The sequence below is a fragment of the Vibrio cionasavignyae genome, from assembly GCF_050337155.1.
Lineage (GTDB): Bacteria > Pseudomonadota > Gammaproteobacteria > Enterobacterales > Vibrionaceae > Vibrio > Vibrio nomapromontoriensis.
Window position 1 is genome coordinate 33,057 of sequence record NZ_JAKJSR010000032.1, and the last position, 17,819, is coordinate 50,875.

The 17,819-nt window shown below is 44.4% G+C and carries 19 protein-coding genes; 2 read left to right on the plus strand and 17 right to left on the minus strand.

What is annotated here, in order from left to right:
- Window positions 1–19: 19 nt before the first annotated feature.
- Entirely contained in the window at window positions 20–922 is a 903-nt protein-coding gene (gene punR / locus L4D74_RS22455) for a DNA-binding transcriptional activator PunR (protein WP_428754694.1), read from the minus strand.
- 141 nt (window positions 923–1,063) lie between these two features.
- On the opposite strand from punR, the gene punC reads away from it, so the two are divergent.
- Entirely contained in the window at window positions 1,064–2,269 is a 1,206-nt protein-coding gene (gene punC / locus L4D74_RS22460; protein WP_265676781.1) for a purine nucleoside transporter PunC, read from the plus strand.
- Between the two features lie 76 nt (window positions 2,270–2,345).
- Here the strand turns inward: punC and L4D74_RS22465 are convergent, their stop codons facing one another.
- Window positions 2,346–3,122, minus strand: a complete 777-nt coding sequence (locus L4D74_RS22465) for a transporter substrate-binding domain-containing protein (protein WP_428754695.1) — start codon at window positions 3,120–3,122, stop codon at window positions 2,346–2,348.
- Window positions 3,123–3,214: 92 nt separating this feature from the next.
- Between L4D74_RS22465 and L4D74_RS22470 the strand changes: the two genes are divergently transcribed.
- Window positions 3,215–3,958, plus strand: a complete 744-nt coding sequence (locus tag L4D74_RS22470) for an amino acid ABC transporter permease (RefSeq protein ID WP_428754696.1) — start codon at window positions 3,215–3,217, stop codon at window positions 3,956–3,958.
- 71 nt (window positions 3,959–4,029) lie between these two features.
- On the opposite strand, the gene glmU is transcribed toward L4D74_RS22470, so the two are convergent.
- The 15 genes from glmU to mioC form a co-directional block, all read right to left on the minus strand.
- A complete protein-coding gene (gene glmU, locus L4D74_RS22475) occupies window positions 4,030–5,391 on the minus strand; it encodes a bifunctional UDP-N-acetylglucosamine diphosphorylase/glucosamine-1-phosphate N-acetyltransferase GlmU (protein ID WP_428754697.1) in 1,362 nt (453 codons plus the stop codon).
- A gap of 162 nt (window positions 5,392–5,553) precedes the next feature.
- A complete protein-coding gene (locus tag L4D74_RS22480) occupies window positions 5,554–5,976 on the minus strand; it encodes a F0F1 ATP synthase subunit epsilon (protein ID WP_265676785.1) in 423 nt (140 codons plus the stop codon).
- A gap of 18 nt (window positions 5,977–5,994) precedes the next feature.
- Window positions 5,995–7,398, minus strand: coding sequence for a F0F1 ATP synthase subunit beta (atpD, locus tag L4D74_RS22485; protein ID WP_265676786.1), 1,404 nt, complete (start codon window positions 7,396–7,398; stop codon window positions 5,995–5,997).
- Window positions 7,399–7,432: 34 nt separating this feature from the next.
- Complete coding sequence (gene atpG / locus L4D74_RS22490) at window positions 7,433–8,299, minus strand: F0F1 ATP synthase subunit gamma (RefSeq protein ID WP_265676787.1); 867 nt, start codon at window positions 8,297–8,299, stop codon at window positions 7,433–7,435.
- Window positions 8,300–8,340: 41 nt separating this feature from the next.
- The gene (gene atpA, locus L4D74_RS22495; RefSeq protein ID WP_428754698.1) at window positions 8,341–9,882 is read right to left on the minus strand and encodes a F0F1 ATP synthase subunit alpha; all 1,542 of its coding nucleotides are present in this window, start codon (window positions 9,880–9,882) and stop codon (window positions 8,341–8,343) included.
- A gap of 13 nt (window positions 9,883–9,895) precedes the next feature.
- On the minus strand, window positions 9,896–10,429 hold the full coding sequence (gene atpH / locus L4D74_RS22500; RefSeq protein ID WP_265676789.1) for a F0F1 ATP synthase subunit delta: 534 nt from the start codon (window positions 10,427–10,429) through the stop codon (window positions 9,896–9,898).
- A gap of 14 nt (window positions 10,430–10,443) precedes the next feature.
- Complete coding sequence (gene atpF / locus L4D74_RS22505) at window positions 10,444–10,914, minus strand: F0F1 ATP synthase subunit B (RefSeq protein ID WP_250619294.1); 471 nt, start codon at window positions 10,912–10,914, stop codon at window positions 10,444–10,446.
- 80 nt (window positions 10,915–10,994) lie between these two features.
- Entirely contained in the window at window positions 10,995–11,249 is a 255-nt protein-coding gene (gene atpE / locus L4D74_RS22510; protein WP_102470019.1) for a F0F1 ATP synthase subunit C, read from the minus strand.
- A gap of 63 nt (window positions 11,250–11,312) precedes the next feature.
- A complete protein-coding gene (gene atpB / locus L4D74_RS22515; RefSeq protein ID WP_428754699.1) occupies window positions 11,313–12,116 on the minus strand; it encodes a F0F1 ATP synthase subunit A in 804 nt (267 codons plus the stop codon).
- A gap of 8 nt (window positions 12,117–12,124) precedes the next feature.
- Window positions 12,125–12,514: a F0F1 ATP synthase subunit I gene (locus L4D74_RS22520; RefSeq protein WP_102470062.1), complete on the minus strand. Its 390-nt coding sequence runs from the start codon at window positions 12,512–12,514 to the stop codon at window positions 12,125–12,127.
- 189 nt (window positions 12,515–12,703) lie between these two features.
- Window positions 12,704–13,585: a ParB/RepB/Spo0J family partition protein gene (locus tag L4D74_RS22525; protein ID WP_428754700.1), complete on the minus strand. Its 882-nt coding sequence runs from the start codon at window positions 13,583–13,585 to the stop codon at window positions 12,704–12,706.
- Between the two features lie 23 nt (window positions 13,586–13,608).
- Window positions 13,609–14,382: a ParA family protein gene (locus tag L4D74_RS22530; RefSeq protein ID WP_102470016.1), complete on the minus strand. Its 774-nt coding sequence runs from the start codon at window positions 14,380–14,382 to the stop codon at window positions 13,609–13,611.
- A 13-nt stretch (window positions 14,383–14,395) separates the two neighbouring features.
- Window positions 14,396–15,028: a 16S rRNA (guanine(527)-N(7))-methyltransferase RsmG gene (gene rsmG, locus L4D74_RS22535; protein WP_428754701.1), complete on the minus strand. Its 633-nt coding sequence runs from the start codon at window positions 15,026–15,028 to the stop codon at window positions 14,396–14,398.
- Window positions 15,025–16,920 carry a tRNA uridine-5-carboxymethylaminomethyl(34) synthesis enzyme MnmG gene (gene mnmG / locus L4D74_RS22540; RefSeq protein ID WP_428754702.1) on the minus strand — a complete coding sequence of 632 codons (1,896 nt, stop codon included), beginning with the start codon at window positions 16,918–16,920 and terminating at the stop codon, window positions 15,025–15,027. Before mnmG ends, rsmG begins: the two co-directional genes overlap by 4 nt.
- 458 nt (window positions 16,921–17,378) lie before the next feature.
- Window positions 17,379–17,816: an FMN-binding protein MioC gene (gene mioC, locus L4D74_RS22545; RefSeq protein ID WP_428754703.1), complete on the minus strand. Its 438-nt coding sequence runs from the start codon at window positions 17,814–17,816 to the stop codon at window positions 17,379–17,381.
- Window positions 17,817–17,819 lie beyond the last annotated feature (3 nt).

Sequence of the window (17,819 nt, forward strand, 5' to 3'; positions counted from 1 at the left end):
AATCAGAATATGGCGCCACTCAGTGTTTTAACCAGTCCGAATGCAATTGGCTTGATGAACCAAGATAGTTAAGCATCCAGTGAATCAACTTATTACTGTCATCCTTACGCCAAACTAAACAGCATTGGCTATCTATGGTGTCATTATTAAGCGAACGCGCCACCAGCGAGCCGCTATCAATAAGGGGCTCTGCTATATGGCGAGGCATATAGCCAATACCGACACCACTTTTCAAACACTCTATTGCCGAATACCAATTGGGCAACAATAGTCGCCGCTGTCTAGGGCTGTGCTGTGTATGACGCTTTGGCAACACACGTGACGTGTCGTCTAAGCAAATAGCTGGAAACTGACTGGCAAACTCTTCATCTAACTCAGCCACTTGCGCACAAGGATGGAGGGGTGACATCACTAAGGTCCACTGTAGCTCCCCCATCGGCCTCACCCCATACTCTCCACTCACCGGAATCGCCGATGTCGCACCAATCACAATATCCGCTCGCTGTTCGGAAATCGCTTCCCAGGATCCGTTATACACTTCCATATTGATCTGCAATTCTGCCGACTCAAACTCTGCGTAAAAGTCTTCGATCAACACCGATAATTTATCGACTTTTACAATATTATCTAAGGTCAACTTGAGTCGCTTCTGCCACCCTGAAGCCGCACGCCGAGTATGGCGTGTCAATTCATCCATTTGACGAAGCAAGCGCCTCGCCTCAGCAATAAACACCTTGCCCGCAGGTGTTAGTTCCACACGACGAGGCAATCGCCTAAATAAAGGAGTACCAATCTCTTGCTCTATCTGGCGTACGCTATAACTGATTGCAGACGGGACTTTATGCAATGCTTCTGCTGCCGCACTGAAACTGCCGAGTCGTGCAATCATATCTAACATTTCGAGTGACGGACGTGAGTACATAACCTTACCTTTCAAATTTTTTGATTTATAACTACAAAATATAGCGTTTTATTTTTTCTAATTCCAAAAATAGAATACACCACACTAACAGCATGGGCTGGCGCCAACTCATTCCTGTGAAAAAAATTCAAAGGAATAACAATGAAAATCTCAAAACTGCAACTTATCTATCTTTCCATCTTGTCCATGCTTGGCTTTATTGCCACAGACATGTACTTGCCTGCGTTCAAATTAATCGAGCAAGATTTTGCTACTGGACCAGAACAGATCGCGTTATCGCTGACAGTCTTTTTAGTGGGTATGGGACTAGGACAATTTGTTTGGGGCTTAGCCAGTGACCGTTTTGGCCACAGAAAAACCCTTTTTACTGGCTTAGTCGTATTTACTATCGCATCGATTGGTCTCGCCTGGAGCCAAGAAGTATGGCAATTGCTGACATTACGAATGCTTCAGGCCATTGGCGTTTGTGCTCCCGCGGTCATTTGGCAATCGATGGTTATCGACAAGTTTGATAAAAAGACCAGCCAACAAATCTTTGCGACTATCATGCCGTTAGTGGCACTATCTCCAGCACTTGCACCTCAACTTGGCGTACTGCTCACTGAATTTTGGGGTTGGCACAGTATTTTTGTCGTCCTTGCGATGACAGGTGCATTGCTAGCACTCATCACTTTATCGATGAAAGATAGCAGCACGAGTAAGGTCAAAACAACATCCGTCTCTGCCGATCTAAAAAGCTTGTTAGGATCACGAGACTATATCGGTAATGTCATTATTTACGCCGTCGCTTCGGCCGCATTTTTTGCTTACTTAACCGGTATGCCAGAAATAATGAACCAGCTAGGCTACTCCGCGAAAGATATTGGACTCAGCTTTATCCCGCAAACTATCGCCTTTATGGTCGGCGGTTACATGGGTAAGAAGTTAGTGGCTAAACTCGGTGATGAAGCCGTTCTTAAGCAACTGCTCGGATTAGAAACGGTTGCTATTCTGCTGGTGTTTGCGGCTTGCCAATGGCAATTAACCTCAGTTTGGCCAATATTGGCGCCATTCTGTTTACTCGCGGTAGCAAACGGAGCAATCTATCCTATCGTGGTTAATCGTGCGCTATCTAGCGCACCACACTGCTCTGCCACTGCAGCGGGACTACAAAACAGTATTCAGATAGGAGTCAGTAGCTTGGCCAGTGCTCTCGTCGCCACATTCGCAGTGATTGCGCAAACGGCCGTAGGTTATGTCATTTTAGGATGTTTAGTATTGATGTGGCTAGGGTATGTCATTTCGAACCCTGCATTAACAAGCGAACTGACCATTCCTGATAACTCACGTGTGGCCAATGATGAGTAAACCATAACGCGTGTTACCACTCCTGAGACAAGCAACATACAAAGTAAAAAAGGGCGACAATGTCGCCCTTTTTTACTCAAAGACTTTTTAGCCCCCACTTTGCCGCTGTTTCATCAAAGAAGCCCTGAGTCTTTTTCAATTCGACCCAGTGGTTAACGTAGTTAATCCAGACCTGGTCTTTTTGCGGTAATAGCATGGAAATAGGCGTAGGCTTGCGTGGCGCTTTTACCGGCACTATCGCCAACTGCTTAAATTTCGTCACCAACGTCGCCGCTTCAACATTCGAGGTGACTGACACATCAGCACGACGAGCTAACAGCTCTTGAAAATCTCGCGCTGGCGCTTCAATAACAATGTGTTTTGCATCTGGAAAGAAGGCCTTAACCATTTTTTCTTGCACAGTACCAAGTGTCGCGGCCACTTTTACATCAGGCTTGTTAAAGTCTGACCAATCGGAGAATTTCTGCAGATCTTTTTTCTGTACCACGGGGACAAACGCTAAATAAAAATACGGCTGGCTATAGCCAGCTACTTTTGCCCGTGACATGTTCAGTGAAGCACTACCGGTAATGTCATATTTATTTGCCGTGATCCCATTAACCAGTGTTTTCCAGTCAGTGGCAACATATTCGACCTTAACGCCAAGATCTTTGGCGAGCTCTGTCGTCACATCGATATCAAAACCACGATATGAATTGGTCGCCGGATCTTTCATCGTCATGGGGTTCCAATCACCCGTTGTTCCCACTCTTAGTACACCTGCATCCAATATTTCTTGTAAGCGACTTGTTTCTGCCGCAGCTTGCCCAATCGACAAAACCGTCATGATAAAACCAAGAATCCACTTCTTCATTAATACGTCCCTAAAATTATTAAACATTCATTATATAACCTTGATAACATAGCAGTAACAGATGGAATTTTCAGGGAAAATTAGGGACGTTTGTGAGCTATCGAATATTAACCATCATACTGTGCTTACCCATATTATCAGGCTGCTCTGACTACGAGTGGGGGTGGTATGTGTTAAATCCAGCCACCGAACAAGGTCAAGTCAATCTTAAGTTTCTACTTGCGGGTTTCAAAGACACAATTTATGTATCTCTGCTCAGCATGTTGTTTGCGATGTCCATTGGGTTGCTGGTGGCCTTCCCAGCTCTATCTAATAACAGCTGGCTCAAAGCGATGAACCGACTCTATGTTGAGGTGATTCGTTCGATTCCAGTTTTGGTGTTATTACTGTGGGTTTATTATGGTATGCCAACCCTAATGGATATTTCTCTTAATCATTTTTGGGCTGGCGTCATTGCTTTGACTATCGCAGAAAGCGCCTTTATGGCTGAAGTCTTTCGAGGTGGGATTCAGGCTATCTCCAGAGGGCAGCACGAAGCATCCGAATCCTTAGGGTTAAACTATTGGCAAAAAATGCGCCTCGTCATTTTACCTCAAGCTTTCAGGCAAATATTGCCACCACTTGGGAATCAGTTTGTCTACATCCTCAAGATGTCATCACTCGTCAGTGTCATTGGTTTAAGCGATCTCACACGCCGTGCCAATGAGTTAGTGGTCAATGAGTACTTACCATTGGAGATCTATAGCTTTTTAGTACTGGAATATTTAGTTCTCATTCTTGTGGTATCACAAGGGGTACGCTGGGTAGAGAAGCGTATTGCTATCCCAAGCCACTGACAATAAAAAAGGCCTCAAAGAGGCCTTTTGCGCAATACTAGAGTACCGAGCGACACGTTAAAGTGTGATGACTATTTTTTCTTTACAGGGCGAATCCAGCCAGCAATGCGGCGTTCTTTGGCGCGAGTAATCACTAACTCACCTGCTGCTACATCTTTCGTGACGGTTGCGCCAGCGCCAACGGTTGCACCATCTGCAATGCTAACCGGTGCAATCAACTGCGCGTCAGAACCAACAAAGACATCATCACCAATTAACGTCTTGAATTTATTGGCACCATCGTAGTTACACGTAATAACACCTGCGCCAACATTCACTCGCTGACCAATTTCTGCGTCACCAAGGTAAGTAAGATGGTTGGCTTTAGAGCCTTCACCCAAGCGAGTATTCTTCACTTCAACAAAGTTACCCACATGTGAGTCATTGCGAAGATCCGCGCCAGGACGAAGACGGGTAAATGGTCCAACTGTACACGCCTCACCAACAGTAGCACCTTCAATCACACTGTATGGACGAACAATCGTGTTGTCATCAATTTCACAGTCTTTCAGTACGCTTCCCGCACCGATAACCACGTTATCACCCAAAGAAACTGACCCTTCAATTACCACATTCACATCAATCTCTACGTCCATACCACACTGCAGCTGACCACGCAGATCAAAACGATTTGGGTCGCGTAGCATCACACCCTGCTCTAGCAGTTTTTGAGCTTGCATTGATTGGAAGGCACGCTCAAGGCGAGCAAGTTGAGCTCGGTCATTCACCCCTTCTACTTCAATAGGGTTCGCTGGATGGACCGCCTCTACCGCACGACCTTCATTGTGCGCTGCCGCGATAACATCCGTCAGGTAATATTCACCTTGCGCATTATCATTACTAAGGCCTGACAACCAACGTTTAAGATCACCACCGGTCGCCACCATCACACCAGTATTGATCTCTTTAATTAGCTTCTGCTCTTCTGTCGCATCTTTTTGCTCCACAATCGCCACAACCGGGCCATTCTTACGCACGATACGGCCATAACCCATCGGGTTATCCAGAACCACGGTTAACAACGCAATTCCACCATTTGGTTGAGCATCTAATAAATTTTCAATGGTCTGCTCTGAGATAAGTGGAACATCACCATAAAGAACCAACACTTTTTCATCATCAGCAAAGTGGGGAGAGGCTTGGTCAACAGCATGACCTGTGCCTAGCTGATCGGCTTGCAATACCCAGTTAACACGCTCTTGTTGTAATTCTGATTGCATCATTTCTCCACCGTGGCCGTAGACCAAGTGGATATTTTGCGAGCCTAAGCCTTCACATGTGTCAATAACATGCTTAACCATCGGCTTTCCAGCAAGCGTATGTAACACTTTAGGTTTATTGGAATACATGCGAGTACCTTTACCCGCGGCAAGCACAACTGCACTAAATTTCATTATTATTAACCACTGACGTTTATTTAAGCTGCAACCATTCTAGCGATGATTGAGTGGGATGTTAATTCGGTAACGCTATATTTTTTCTTTAAATAGACAAATGATCGACAGAAAGCAAAAAGGCGACCATAAGGCCGCCTTTCTCATCGCTGCTAATCGAGATTAGCGACGTTTTTTTGTCAGCTCAATTACTCGAAGCTGAGCAATGGCTTTAGCCAGTTCACTGGCCGCTTGCGCGAAGTCCATATCGCCATGCTGATTCGAAATATTCTCTTCAGCTTTGCGTTTGGCTTCTTCTGCCTTTGCTGCGTCTAGCTCTTCAGCACGAATTGCTGTATCAGCCAGTACAGTCGCTGTACCAGGCTGAACTTCAACAATACCACCCGAGACATAAATGAACTCTTCGTGGCCGTGCTGTTTAACGATACGCACCATACCAGGCTGAATAGCGGTCAGCAGCGGTGTGTGACCATGGAAAATACCAAGTTCACCTTCGCTACCGGACACCTGAAACGTCTCAACAAGACCTGAGAAAAGTTTTTTCTCAGCGCTTACTACGTCTAGGTGAAAGGTTATTGCTGCCATATCGCCTCCTATTTAGCCTTATAGCTTCTTAGCATTCTCGATAGCATCGTCGATAGTACCGCAGTACATAAACGCTTGCTCTGGAATGTCGTCGTAGTCACCAGCTAGTAGACCTTTAAAGCCACGTAGTGTCTCTTTTAGAGATACATAGATGCCTGGGTCGCCAGTAAATACTTCAGCTACGTGATAAGGCTGAGTTAGGAAACGTTCAATCTTACGTGCACGAGATACAAGTTGCTTATCTTCTTCAGACAGCTCATCCATACCTAGAATCGCAATGATATCTTTCAGCTCTTTATAGCGCTGAAGCGTTTGCTGAACACCACGTGCCACATCATAGTGCTCTTGACCTACTACAAGTGGATCAAGTTGACGAGATGTAGAATCCAGTGGGTCGATCGCAGGGTATAGACCCATTGCAGCAATGCTACGGTTTAGTGTAACCGTTGCATCCAAGTGCGCGAACGTCGTTGCTGGAGATGGATCCGTCAAGTCATCCGCAGGTACGTATACCGCTTGAATCGACGTAATCGATCCTGACTTAGTTGACGTGATACGCTCCTGTAGTACACCCATCTCTTCTGCAAGAGTTGGCTGGTAACCTACCGCAGATGGCATACGACCTAGAAGTGCCGATACCTCTGTTCCCGCTAGGGTATAACGGTAGATGTTATCGATGAACAGTAGTACGTCACGACCTTCGTCACGGAAACGTTCTGCCATCGTTAGACCAGTCAGTGCAACACGTAGACGGTTGCCCGGTGGCTCGTTCATCTGACCGTAAACCATTGCTACTTTTGATTCTTCAGGATTTTTAACGTTTACAACGCCAGCTTCCTGCATCTCAAAGTAGAAATCGTTACCTTCACGAGTACGCTCACCAACACCTGCGAATACAGACAAACCAGAGTGTTGTAGTGCGATGTTGTTGATAAGTTCCATCATGTTGACGGTCTTACCTACACCAGCACCACCGAATAGACCAATTTTACCACCCTTAGCGAATGGGCAAATCAAGTCGATTACTTTAACACCTGTTTCTAGAAGAGATGTCTCGCTAGATTGCTCTTCATAGCTTGGCGCTTCACGGTGAATCGCATAACTTTCTTCCGCACCGATCTCACCACACTCATCAATCGCATCACCAAGAACATTCATGATACGACCAAGAGTCTTAGTACCTACTGGTACTGAGATTGGAGCGCCAGTGTTTTCTACTGTCAAACCACGACGTAAACCATCAGAGCTACCCATTACGATACAACGAACTACGCCACCGCCTAGTTGTTGTTGAACTTCAAGAACTAGACGCTCTTTAGATTCTGTAACGTTTAGAGCGTCGTATATACTAGGTACATCGCTCTGTGGGAACTCTACGTCGACTACCGCACCGATGATCTGTACGATCTTACCTGTAGCCATCGTTAATCCTCTATCTATTTCGTTTTACCTAAGCTTAAACTGCAGCCGCACCTGAAACGATTTCTGATAGCTCTTGTGTAATAGCCGCTTGACGCGCTTTGTTGTACACAAGTTCTAAATCATCAATCAGGTTGCTCGCGTTATCTGTTGCAGCTTTCATTGCAATCATTCGAGCCGCTTGCTCACAAGCAAGGTTCTCTACCACACCCTGATACACTTGAGATTCGATATAACGAAGCAATAGTGCATCTAGTAATGGTTTTGGCTCAGGCTCATAAATATAGCCCCAAGAATGATTACGCTGCATTTCTTCGCTTTCTGATTTAGGCAAAGGTAGCAATTGATCGATCGTTGGTTCCTGCACCATAGTGTTCACAAAGTGGTTATACACTACATACAGGCGATCCAATTCGCCGTCGTCATATTTCTTTAGCATGACGCCAACCGTACCGATAAGGTCTTCTAAGCTTGGGCTATCGCCTAAACCAGACACCTGTGCCGCTACTTTAGCGCCGCTATTATTAAAAAATGCCGTTGCTTTTGAGCCAATTACCGCCAGCTCAATCTCAGCACCTTTTTCTTTCCAATCCTTTAGCTCAAGGACAGTTTTCTTGAACAAGTTAATGTTCAAACCGCCACATAAGCCTCGGTCGGTAGAAACAATGACGTAACCAACACGCTTGGCTTCACGCTCTTCTAGGTACGGATGTTGGTACTCTAGATTTGCATTTGCCAAATGACCGATCACTTTACGCATAGTTTCAGCGTATGGACGAGAAGCTTCACGCGAGTCTTGCGAACGACGCATTTTTGAAGCTGCTACCATTTCCATCGCTTTCGTAATTTTCTGAGTGCTCTTCACACTACCGATTTTATTACGTATCTCTTTTGCGCCGGCCATCGTTACTCTCCATAAGTGGTGACCTAAAGGTCACCCACTAATTACCAAGTCTGGGTTGCTTTGAAATCGTCCGTCAGCTTTTTCAGCTGAGCTTCGATTTCTTTGTTGTAAGCACCCGTTGTGTTGATCTCTTTAATAAGATCAGCATACTGGATTTGAGCGTACGATAGTAAAGCTGCTTCGAAGTCTAGAATCTTATTGATTTCTACATCTTCCAAGTAACCACGTTCCGCTGCAAAGATCACAAGCGCTTGGTCAAATACTGACATAGGAGCGTATTGCTTCTGCTTCATCAACTCAGTCACTTTCTGACCGTGGCTTAGCTGACGCTTAGTTGCTTCATCTAGATCAGATGAGAACTGAGCAAACGCTGCTAGCTCACGATAAGCCGCTAGTGCAGTACGAATACCACCTGATAGCTTCTTGATAATCTTAGTCTGAGCTGCACCACCTACACGAGATACTGAAATACCAGGGTCAACCGCTGGACGTACGCCCGAGTTGAATGCTTCAGTTTGTAGGAAGATTTGACCATCGGTAATCGAGATTACGTTCGTCGGTACGAATGCAGATACGTCACCAGCTTGAGTTTCGATAATAGGAAGAGCAGTTAAAGAACCAGTCTTACCTTTTACTTCACCGTTAGTGAAACGCTCTACGTACTCTTCGCTTACACGAGCTGCACGCTCTAGAAGACGAGAGTGAAGGTAGAATACGTCACCAGGGAAAGCCTCACGGCCAGGTGGACGTTTCAATAGTAGAGAGATCTGACGGTAAGCTACCGCTTGCTTAGACAAGTCATCATAAACAATTAGTGCATCTTCACCACGATCACGGAAGTATTCACCCATTGCACAACCAGCATATGGTGCTAGGTATTGTAGTGCAGCAGACTCAGACGCCGATGCAACAACAACGATAGTATTCGCTAGTGCACCATGCTCTTCCAATTTACGTACTACGTTAGCAATTGTTGATGCCTTTTGGCCAATCGCTACGTAGATAGAGAAGATACCAGAATCTTTCTGGTTAATGATTGAGTCGATCGCCAGTGCTGTTTTACCAATCTGACGGTCACCGATGATAAGTTCACGTTGACCACGACCGATTGGGATCATTGAGTCAACAGACTTATAGCCGGTTTGTACTGGTTGATCTACCGATTTACGGTCGATTACGCCAGGTGCAATCACTTCTACTGGTGAAGTAAGCTTAGCTTCAATTGGACCTTTGCCATCAATAGGCTCACCTAGTGTGTTTACAACACGACCAAGCATTTCTGGACCAACTGGTACTTCAAGAATACGACCAGTACCTGTTACTTTCATGCCTTCTCTAAGGTCAGCATATGGTCCCATTACAACTGCACCAACCGAGTCACGCTCGAGGTTAAGTGCGAGTGCATAACGGCCACCCGGTAATTCAATCATTTCACCTTGCATCACGTCCGCTAGGCCGTGAATGCGAATGATACCATCGCTTACCGAAACGATTGTACCTTCATTACGAGCTTCACTCACAACATCGAAAGATTCGATACGCTGCTTGATTAGGTCGCTTATTTCTGTGGAATTAAGTTGCATGCTCCAATCCCCATCAAGACTGCATTGCATCACTCAGGCGGTTCAAACGACCGCGTGCTGAGTTATCAATTACAAGATCTCCGGCTCGAATAATAACCCCACCAAGTAGGGTCTCATCTACACTGCAATTCAGCTTAACTTTACGCTCAAAGCGTGTTTCAAGTTTGCTACTGATCTCAGCAATTTGCTCATCGGTTAGTTCGCTTGCAGACATGACGTCTACATCGATAAGTTTCTCGTGCTGTTTTTTCAGCGCAACAAACTCAACTAACACGGTAGGCAATACCGCTAATCGACCATTTTCAGCCATCACTTTTATCAAGTTATGACCAAAGGCATCAAACTGTTCACCACCAACAGTAATGAAAATCTCTGCAATTTTATCTGCAGTCACAGAACCTGAAAGCAGGTCTGCGATATTTTCATTGCTGGCGATTTCCGCGGCGAAAGTAAGCATGTCGACCCATTGGTCTAGTGCGTTCTTTTCAACCGCAAAGTCAAAAGCTGCTTTAGCATAGGGGCGTGCAATTGTTGTCAGTTCAGACATGGGCGCCCCTCGCTTTAAAGTTTTGCAGTAATGTTATCAAGAATATCTTTTTGCGCATCTTTATCGATACTACGCTCAAGGATTTTCTCAGCACCAGCTACAGCCAGAGTTGCAACTTGTTTGCGCAGCTCATCGCGGGCACGGTTACGTTCAGCTTCAATTTCTGCTTCCGCTTGCGTTAGGATGTTCTGACGTTCAGTCAGAGCTTCTTCACGGGCTTCATCAACAATTTGTGCTTTACGCTTGTTTGCCTGTTCAATGATCTCAGTTGCAGTGCGCTTCGCTTCTTTCATTTGGTCAGAAGCGTTGGCTTGTGCTAGATCCAAGTCCTTTGCAGCTCGTTCAGCTGCCATAAGACCGTCAGCAATTTTTTTCTGACGTTCTTCAATCGCATTCATGATTGGTGGCCATACATATTTCATGCAGAACCAAACAAACATAGCAAATGAGATTGCTTGACCTAGCAGAGTTGCGTTCATATTCACAACAGCTACCCCTCTAATATTTCATCGATTAGCTAAAATTAATCAGATGACAAGTCCAAAACCTGTCAGAGAAAAGCTGATTAACCTAGCTGACCAACGAATGGGTTCGCGAATGTGAATAGCAGTGCGATAACCACACCGATCATAGGAACCGCATCAAGTAGACCAGCGATGATAAACATCTTAACTTGAAGCATCGGAGCCATTTCAGGTTGACGAGCTGCGCCCTCAAGGAATTTACCACCTAAAAGACCGAAGCCGATCGCCGTACCAAATGCTGCCATACCGATCATGATACCTACGGCGATTGCAGAAAAGCTCAGTAAAGTTTCCATTACTATCTCCAATTTATAGTTGTTGGCTTAAAGTTGCCCAAATAAAAAGCGTTAATTAAATAATTAGTGATCGTCTTCGTGAGCCATTGATAGATAAACAATTGTTAACATCATGAACACGAAAGCTTGGATCAAAATAACTAGAATATGGAATATTGCCCATGGTAATGAGCCCATCCATTGTAAATACCACGGTAGCATTGCAGCACAAAGAATAAAGACAACTTCACCCGCAAACATGTTACCAAACAAACGCATACCTAGTGATAGTGGCTTCGAAAGCAAAGACACAACCTCGATAAGCATGTTAAATGGAATCATGATTGGATTGTTAAATGGGTGGAGTGTCAACTCCTTGATGAACGTTACTGGTCCTTTAACTTTGATGCTGTAGTAAATCATCAGAGCAAAAACACCTAACGCCATAGCCATGGTGATATTAACATCTGCAGAAGGAACCACTTTCATATAAGGGATGCCTATCTGCTCCGCAGAGTAAGGAATGAAGTCAATTGGAACCAAATCCATGACGTTCATTAAAAATACCCAACAGAAGATAGTTAGTGCTAAGGGTGCTATTAGCGCATTGCGTCCATGAAACGTTTCTTTGACGTTTTCGTCAACGAATTCAACGATCATTTCAACAAAACACTGCAGCTTGCCCGGCACACCAGCTGTTGCTTTCTTAGCAACTGAACGAAATACTCCTAGGAATATAAGACCAGTAAACACAGAAAAAAACAGGCTATCGATATGTACGTTCCAGAAACTCGTCTCCTCCACTAAACCTAAACTTCCTAAAGAAAGGTTAGTTAAGTGGTGAGAGATGTATCCGGCCGATGTAAGCGCTTCACCTGGCGCAGCCATAACTCATCCTATTTTTTGTTGTTAACGACAATTACTGGCGCCATAAGGTTAATTAAGAGAGCCAGTAAAAATGTGAAATTCAAGGGAAGTACTTCCACCTGAATATACATGTAAGCGATTGAAAATAGAGCCGCCGTAATGAGGATTTTCAATGCAGCCCCCGCATAGAAAGACGCAGCTACCTTTTGAGCAGCACGAGCCCCACTAAACAGAAATGCACAAAACGCAAATGTTGCATTGGCGATAACAAAAATGCCACCTCCAATCAGCGCTGAAATTCCCCACTCAGCATTTACGGCAACTGTCATTCCAACAGCTACAAACGTAACCGCGCACACTTGAATCAGCAACAATCGCTTTGCGAGCTCTCGTCCTGGTTTAGCTAGCACTGCTACCATGTATTCTTACCTTTGTTTATATCCACTACGCACCTATTACTACTGTGCAAAGAGATTTGCGAAAATTATACGTTTCAACAAAGTATTTGCAATCAAAGCACAGCAAAAAGCTGCACTTTTGTTCACAAAACCATAACTTTCGCACAAAAAATCAATTTCTAGATAATTGACCTACATCAATTATCTCATTTAGCTTTCAAGCTTGGCAATAAGTTGCTCTAATTTGTGAGCCTCATCAAGACTTATAGTAAGTTTTGCTTTTCCGCTTGCATTTCGAGTTAAAGATACTTTTGCCCCTAACTTTTCACTCAAACGCTGTGAAATTTCTTGTGCAGCGCTATCTTCTGACTGTTTTTTATCTGAAGAGTTCGGTTTTAAGCACTTTTTAACTAAATCTTCGGTCTGACGAACCGTGAGATTCTTCTTAGCCACGCTTGCGGCAACATCGCACTGAAGCTCCCCCTCAAGAGCAAGTAGCGCTCTTGCGTGCCCCATATCTATTTTTTTACTTTCAACTAGTGCCTTAACAGGCAATTCAAGCTGATTGAGGCGAAGCAAGTTGCTCACCGCTGTTCGCGACTTTCCAATCACGTCAGCCACTTGTTGGTGCGTTAATTCAAACTCATCTTGCAGACGCTCTAACGCTTGGGCTTCTTCGATTGCGTTTAAGTCTTCACGTTGTATATTTTCTATCAACGCCATCGCGATTGCGGCTTTATCTTGTACATTTTTAATAATGCACGGCACTTGCTTCAAGCCTGCTTGTCTTGCCGCACGCCAACGCCTCTCTCCAGCAATAATCTCATATTGCTCATGGTCAACCTGTCGAACCACGATAGGCTGGATAATACCTTGAGATTGAATTGACGCAGACAGCTCTTCAAGCGCCTCAGGCGCCATATCTTTACGAGGCTGATATATACCTGGACGTAAGCTATTAATCGATAGATCGGTTAAGTCGCCATCCGAAGAAAGCGATTGGCTATGAGTGGCAACCTGCTGCTTTTCTCTAGCCATAGAGCTAGTCGACAACAGTGCATCGAGTCCTTTTCCTAAACCACGTTTAGACATTCAATCAATTTCCCTTAAGAGTGTTATACCAGTGTTTCTTCACGTCGAAGCATCTCACCTGCAAGGGCGAGGTAAGCCTTAGCACCAGCAGAATACTTATCGTAATACATCGCTGGTTTACCATGACTTGGCGCTTCTGCTAGACGAACATTCCTAGGAATGACAGTTCGGTAAACTTTATCACCAAAATGTTTTTTTAACTGATCAGACACCTCATTCGAAAGTCGATTGCGAGGGTCGTACATGGTTCTGAGTAAGCCTTCGATTTTGAGATTCTCATTCACGACAGCCGCCAACTTACTAATGGTATCCATAAGTGCCGTTAGGCCTTCCAACGCAAAATACTCACATTGCATTGGCACCAATACAGAATCTGCAGCAGCCATCGCGTTAATTGTAAGTAGGTTGAGAGAGGGAGGACAATCGATAAAGATGAAATCATAGTTATCGCGGATTGGCGCAAGAGCATGTTTTAAGCGAACTTCGCGTGCAAACACTTCCATTAATTTTATTTCAGCAGCAGTCACATCACCATTGGCCGCAATCAAGTCATACTGGCCAGATGTGTGTTTACAGACTACTTGTTCAAAAGGAAGCTCATCAACAAGCAAATCGTAAGCAGTTGTTTCGATTTGATACTTGTCGACACCACTGGCCATTGTCGCATTGCCTTGAGGATCTAAATCGATCACCAAAACCTTACGTTTGGTCGCAGCCATTGATGCCGCCAAATTAATACATGTTGTTGTTTTTCCTACGCCACCTTTCTGGTTGGCGATAGCGACAATTTTTCCCACGACAACTTCTCCATCATCCCTGTTTGGACAAGATTACAAGATGACGGTCACCTTCCAACTCAGGAACTTGCAAAGGTTTGATATCGGTCACAGAACACCACTCAGGTAAGTCAGAAACTTCTTGTTCATGAACTTGGCCCTTAAGTGCGTAGAAGCATCCTGTTGATTCTTTAGGTAAATGTTTACACCAATTCACCATATCTGTCATCGACGCAAAAGCTCGGCTTAATACGCCATCAAATCCACCCTCTGGGTCGAATTCTTCAACGCGAGATTGAACAGCAGTGACGTTCTCAATACCTAACTCATGAACAACTTGTTTGATAAACCGAATGCGTTTTCCCAAACTATCAAGCAAAACAAAGTTTTTATTGGGGTGCATGATAGCTAAAGGGATCCCAGGTAAACCGGGGCCTGTACCCACATCAATAAAGCGTTCGCCAACAATATGCTCACCCACTACCACACTATCAAGAATATGTTTCACTAACATATCTTCAGGGTTTCTAACGGAAGTCAGGTTATACGCCTTATTCCACTTGTGTAGCAGCTCAACATATCCGACAAGCTGTTTCTTTTGAAGATCAGAAACTTGCAATGACGTTTCTGATAGTAATTGATCTAATTTTGCTAGTAGAACGCTCACGCTACTTCACCTTTTTTAAGTAAACCTTGCTTCTTGAGGTACACAAGAATAATGGAAATAGCCGCAGGTGTAATACCCGAAATACGAGAAGCAATACCGACTGTTTCCGGCTTAGCTTCTGTCAACTTGGCAACAACCTCATTGGATAAACCGCTCACATCGCCATAATTAATATTGGCGGGAATCGCGGTATTTTCATGACGCATTGCTTTAGCAATTTCATCTTGTTGTCTTTGGATATAGCCTTCATATTTCACTTGAATCTCAACTTGCTCTGCCGCTTGTTGATCTTCGATCGCTGGTGAAAATGAATCCAAAGAAGTTAACGTTTGATACGTGATCTCAGGACGTCTTAATAGATCCTCACCGCTCGCTTCTCGAGAAATTGGCGTTTTTAGTAATGCGTTAAGTGCATCGATACCTTCAGATTTAGGGTTAACCCATGTTTCTTTAAGGCGTTGACGCTCTGACGTCAGGTTTTCCATTTTCTCGTTAAAACGTTGCCAGCGACTATCATCAACCAATCCAAGCGTTCTCGCCTGTTCTGTTAAACGCATATCAGCATTGTCTTCACGAAGCAGTAAACGGTATTCAGCGCGAGAAGTGAACATACGATAAGGTTCTTTCGTCCCCATCGTCGATAAATCATCAATCAGTACGCCCATGTAGGCTTGATCGCGACGCGGGCTCCAACCTTCTTTTCCTTGGCTGAATAGACTGGCATTTAGCCCGGCCATTAACCCTTGTGCAGCCGCTTCTTCGTAACCAGTCGTACCATTAATTTGTCCAGCAAAGAACAAACCTTGGATAAATTTCGTTTCATAAGTTTGCTTCAAATCGCGCGGATCAAAGAAATCATATTCAATCGCATACCCTGGACGAACGATATGAGCATTTTCGAATCCTTTCATAGAACGAACAATTTGGATCTGCACGTCAAATGGTAAACTGGTCGAAATACCATTCGGATATAATTCATGTGTCGTTAGACCTTCTGGCTCAATAAAGATCTGATGGCTATTTTTATCAGCAAAGCGCATGACTTTGTCTTCAATTGATGGGCAGTATCTTGGTCCAATGCCTTCAATCACACCTGCATACATAGGGCTGCGATCGAGGTTAGCTCGAATAACATCATGTGTTTGCTCATTGGTATGAGTAATAAAACATGGGATTTGAGTTGGATGCTGCTCACGCTTGCCAACAAAAGAAAAGACAGGGGTTGGATTGTCACCGTGCTGGGCTTCTAGAACGGAAAAATCAACACTACGCGCATCAATTCGAGGTGGTGTGCCTGTTTTCAAACGATCGACTCTAAATGGTAAATCACGAAGTCGATTAGCCAGCGCAATAGACGGTTGATCACCCATACGTCCGCCAGATGAGCTTTCCATTCCAATATGGATCTTTCCGCCAAGGAATGTCCCTACCGTCAACACTACGGCCTGTGCGTGGAACTTTAAACCCATTTCAGTTACCACACCGCGAATTTGATCATTGTCTACGATCAAATCATCCACAGATTGTTGGAATAACGTCAGATTAGGCGTGTTCTCAAGTACATTACGGACATACGCTTTGTATAACGCACGATCAGCTTGAGCTCGAGTTGCTCTCACTGCTGGTCCTTTAGAGGCATTTAGTGTTCGAAATTGAATACCAGAATGATCGATCGCATTGGCCATCAAACCACCCATAGCATCGACTTCTTTGACTAGATGACCTTTACCGATCCCACCAATGGCAGGGTTACATGACATCTGACCTAACGTATCAATATTATGTGTCAGTAAAAGTGTTTTTTGCCCTGTACGGGCAGATGCGAGTGCGGCTTCCGTTCCTGCATGTCCGCCACCGACTATGATGACATCAAATGTTTCGTGATAAAGCATGAACCGACCTCGTATTCAATCGACAAAATGGACTAACCAAAAGGAGACGTATTCTACCGCTTTTCTTGTAGCGAGAACATCGCTTTTCACAACTTTTGGATCTTGCTAAAAAGAACTATTAAATAGGGATCTATATATATGATCTTTTATTAGATCTATTATTAGGATCGACCATTTCTGTGGATAACTAGAAAATGATCAACAAAACCATGGATCTTTTTATGATCAGTTCTTGTGATCTTTCTTTGATCTAGTCTTGTATTAGCTGGGATCAAAATGGCTACTTATACACAGGCGGGTGGAAGGGGAAAAGTTACTATTTGGATAAATATAGCTTTTACACTGGAAAGTGTACGACTTATCCACATGAGATTAGTGATTTTTTTGAGTATTTGCTAAGAAAATAACGAGGAAAGTTATGCACAATTGTAAAAAAAGCGGCTTGCGCCGCTTTTTTTTTATTGGAATTTGCCGATGTGTTCGTTAAGCCAAGCTTCTGCGGCATCTTCCGGGACTTGATCATTAAGTATGTCTATTTCGAGACCTTCTGTGATTGGTGTTGCTCCTATATCCTCGAGAAGATCAAAGGCATGTTTACCTGCGGCGCAAAATGTATCATAGCTTGAGTCGCCAATCGCAATGACGGCATACTTTACTGTCGACATTCGGGGTGGGGTGTTCTGCAAGCCTGCAATGAACGGTTGAATATTATCTGGATAATCGCCCGCTCCGTGAGTTGAGGTGATAATGAGCCAAATACCATTTGCTTCAATGTCGGCGAGCTGGGGTTGATTGTGAATTGTCGTGGTTAGCCCTTGCTCTTTGAGTAGATCGCTTAGATGGTCACCCACATACTCCGCACCACCAAGTGTGCTACCTGTAATGATATGAATCATGCT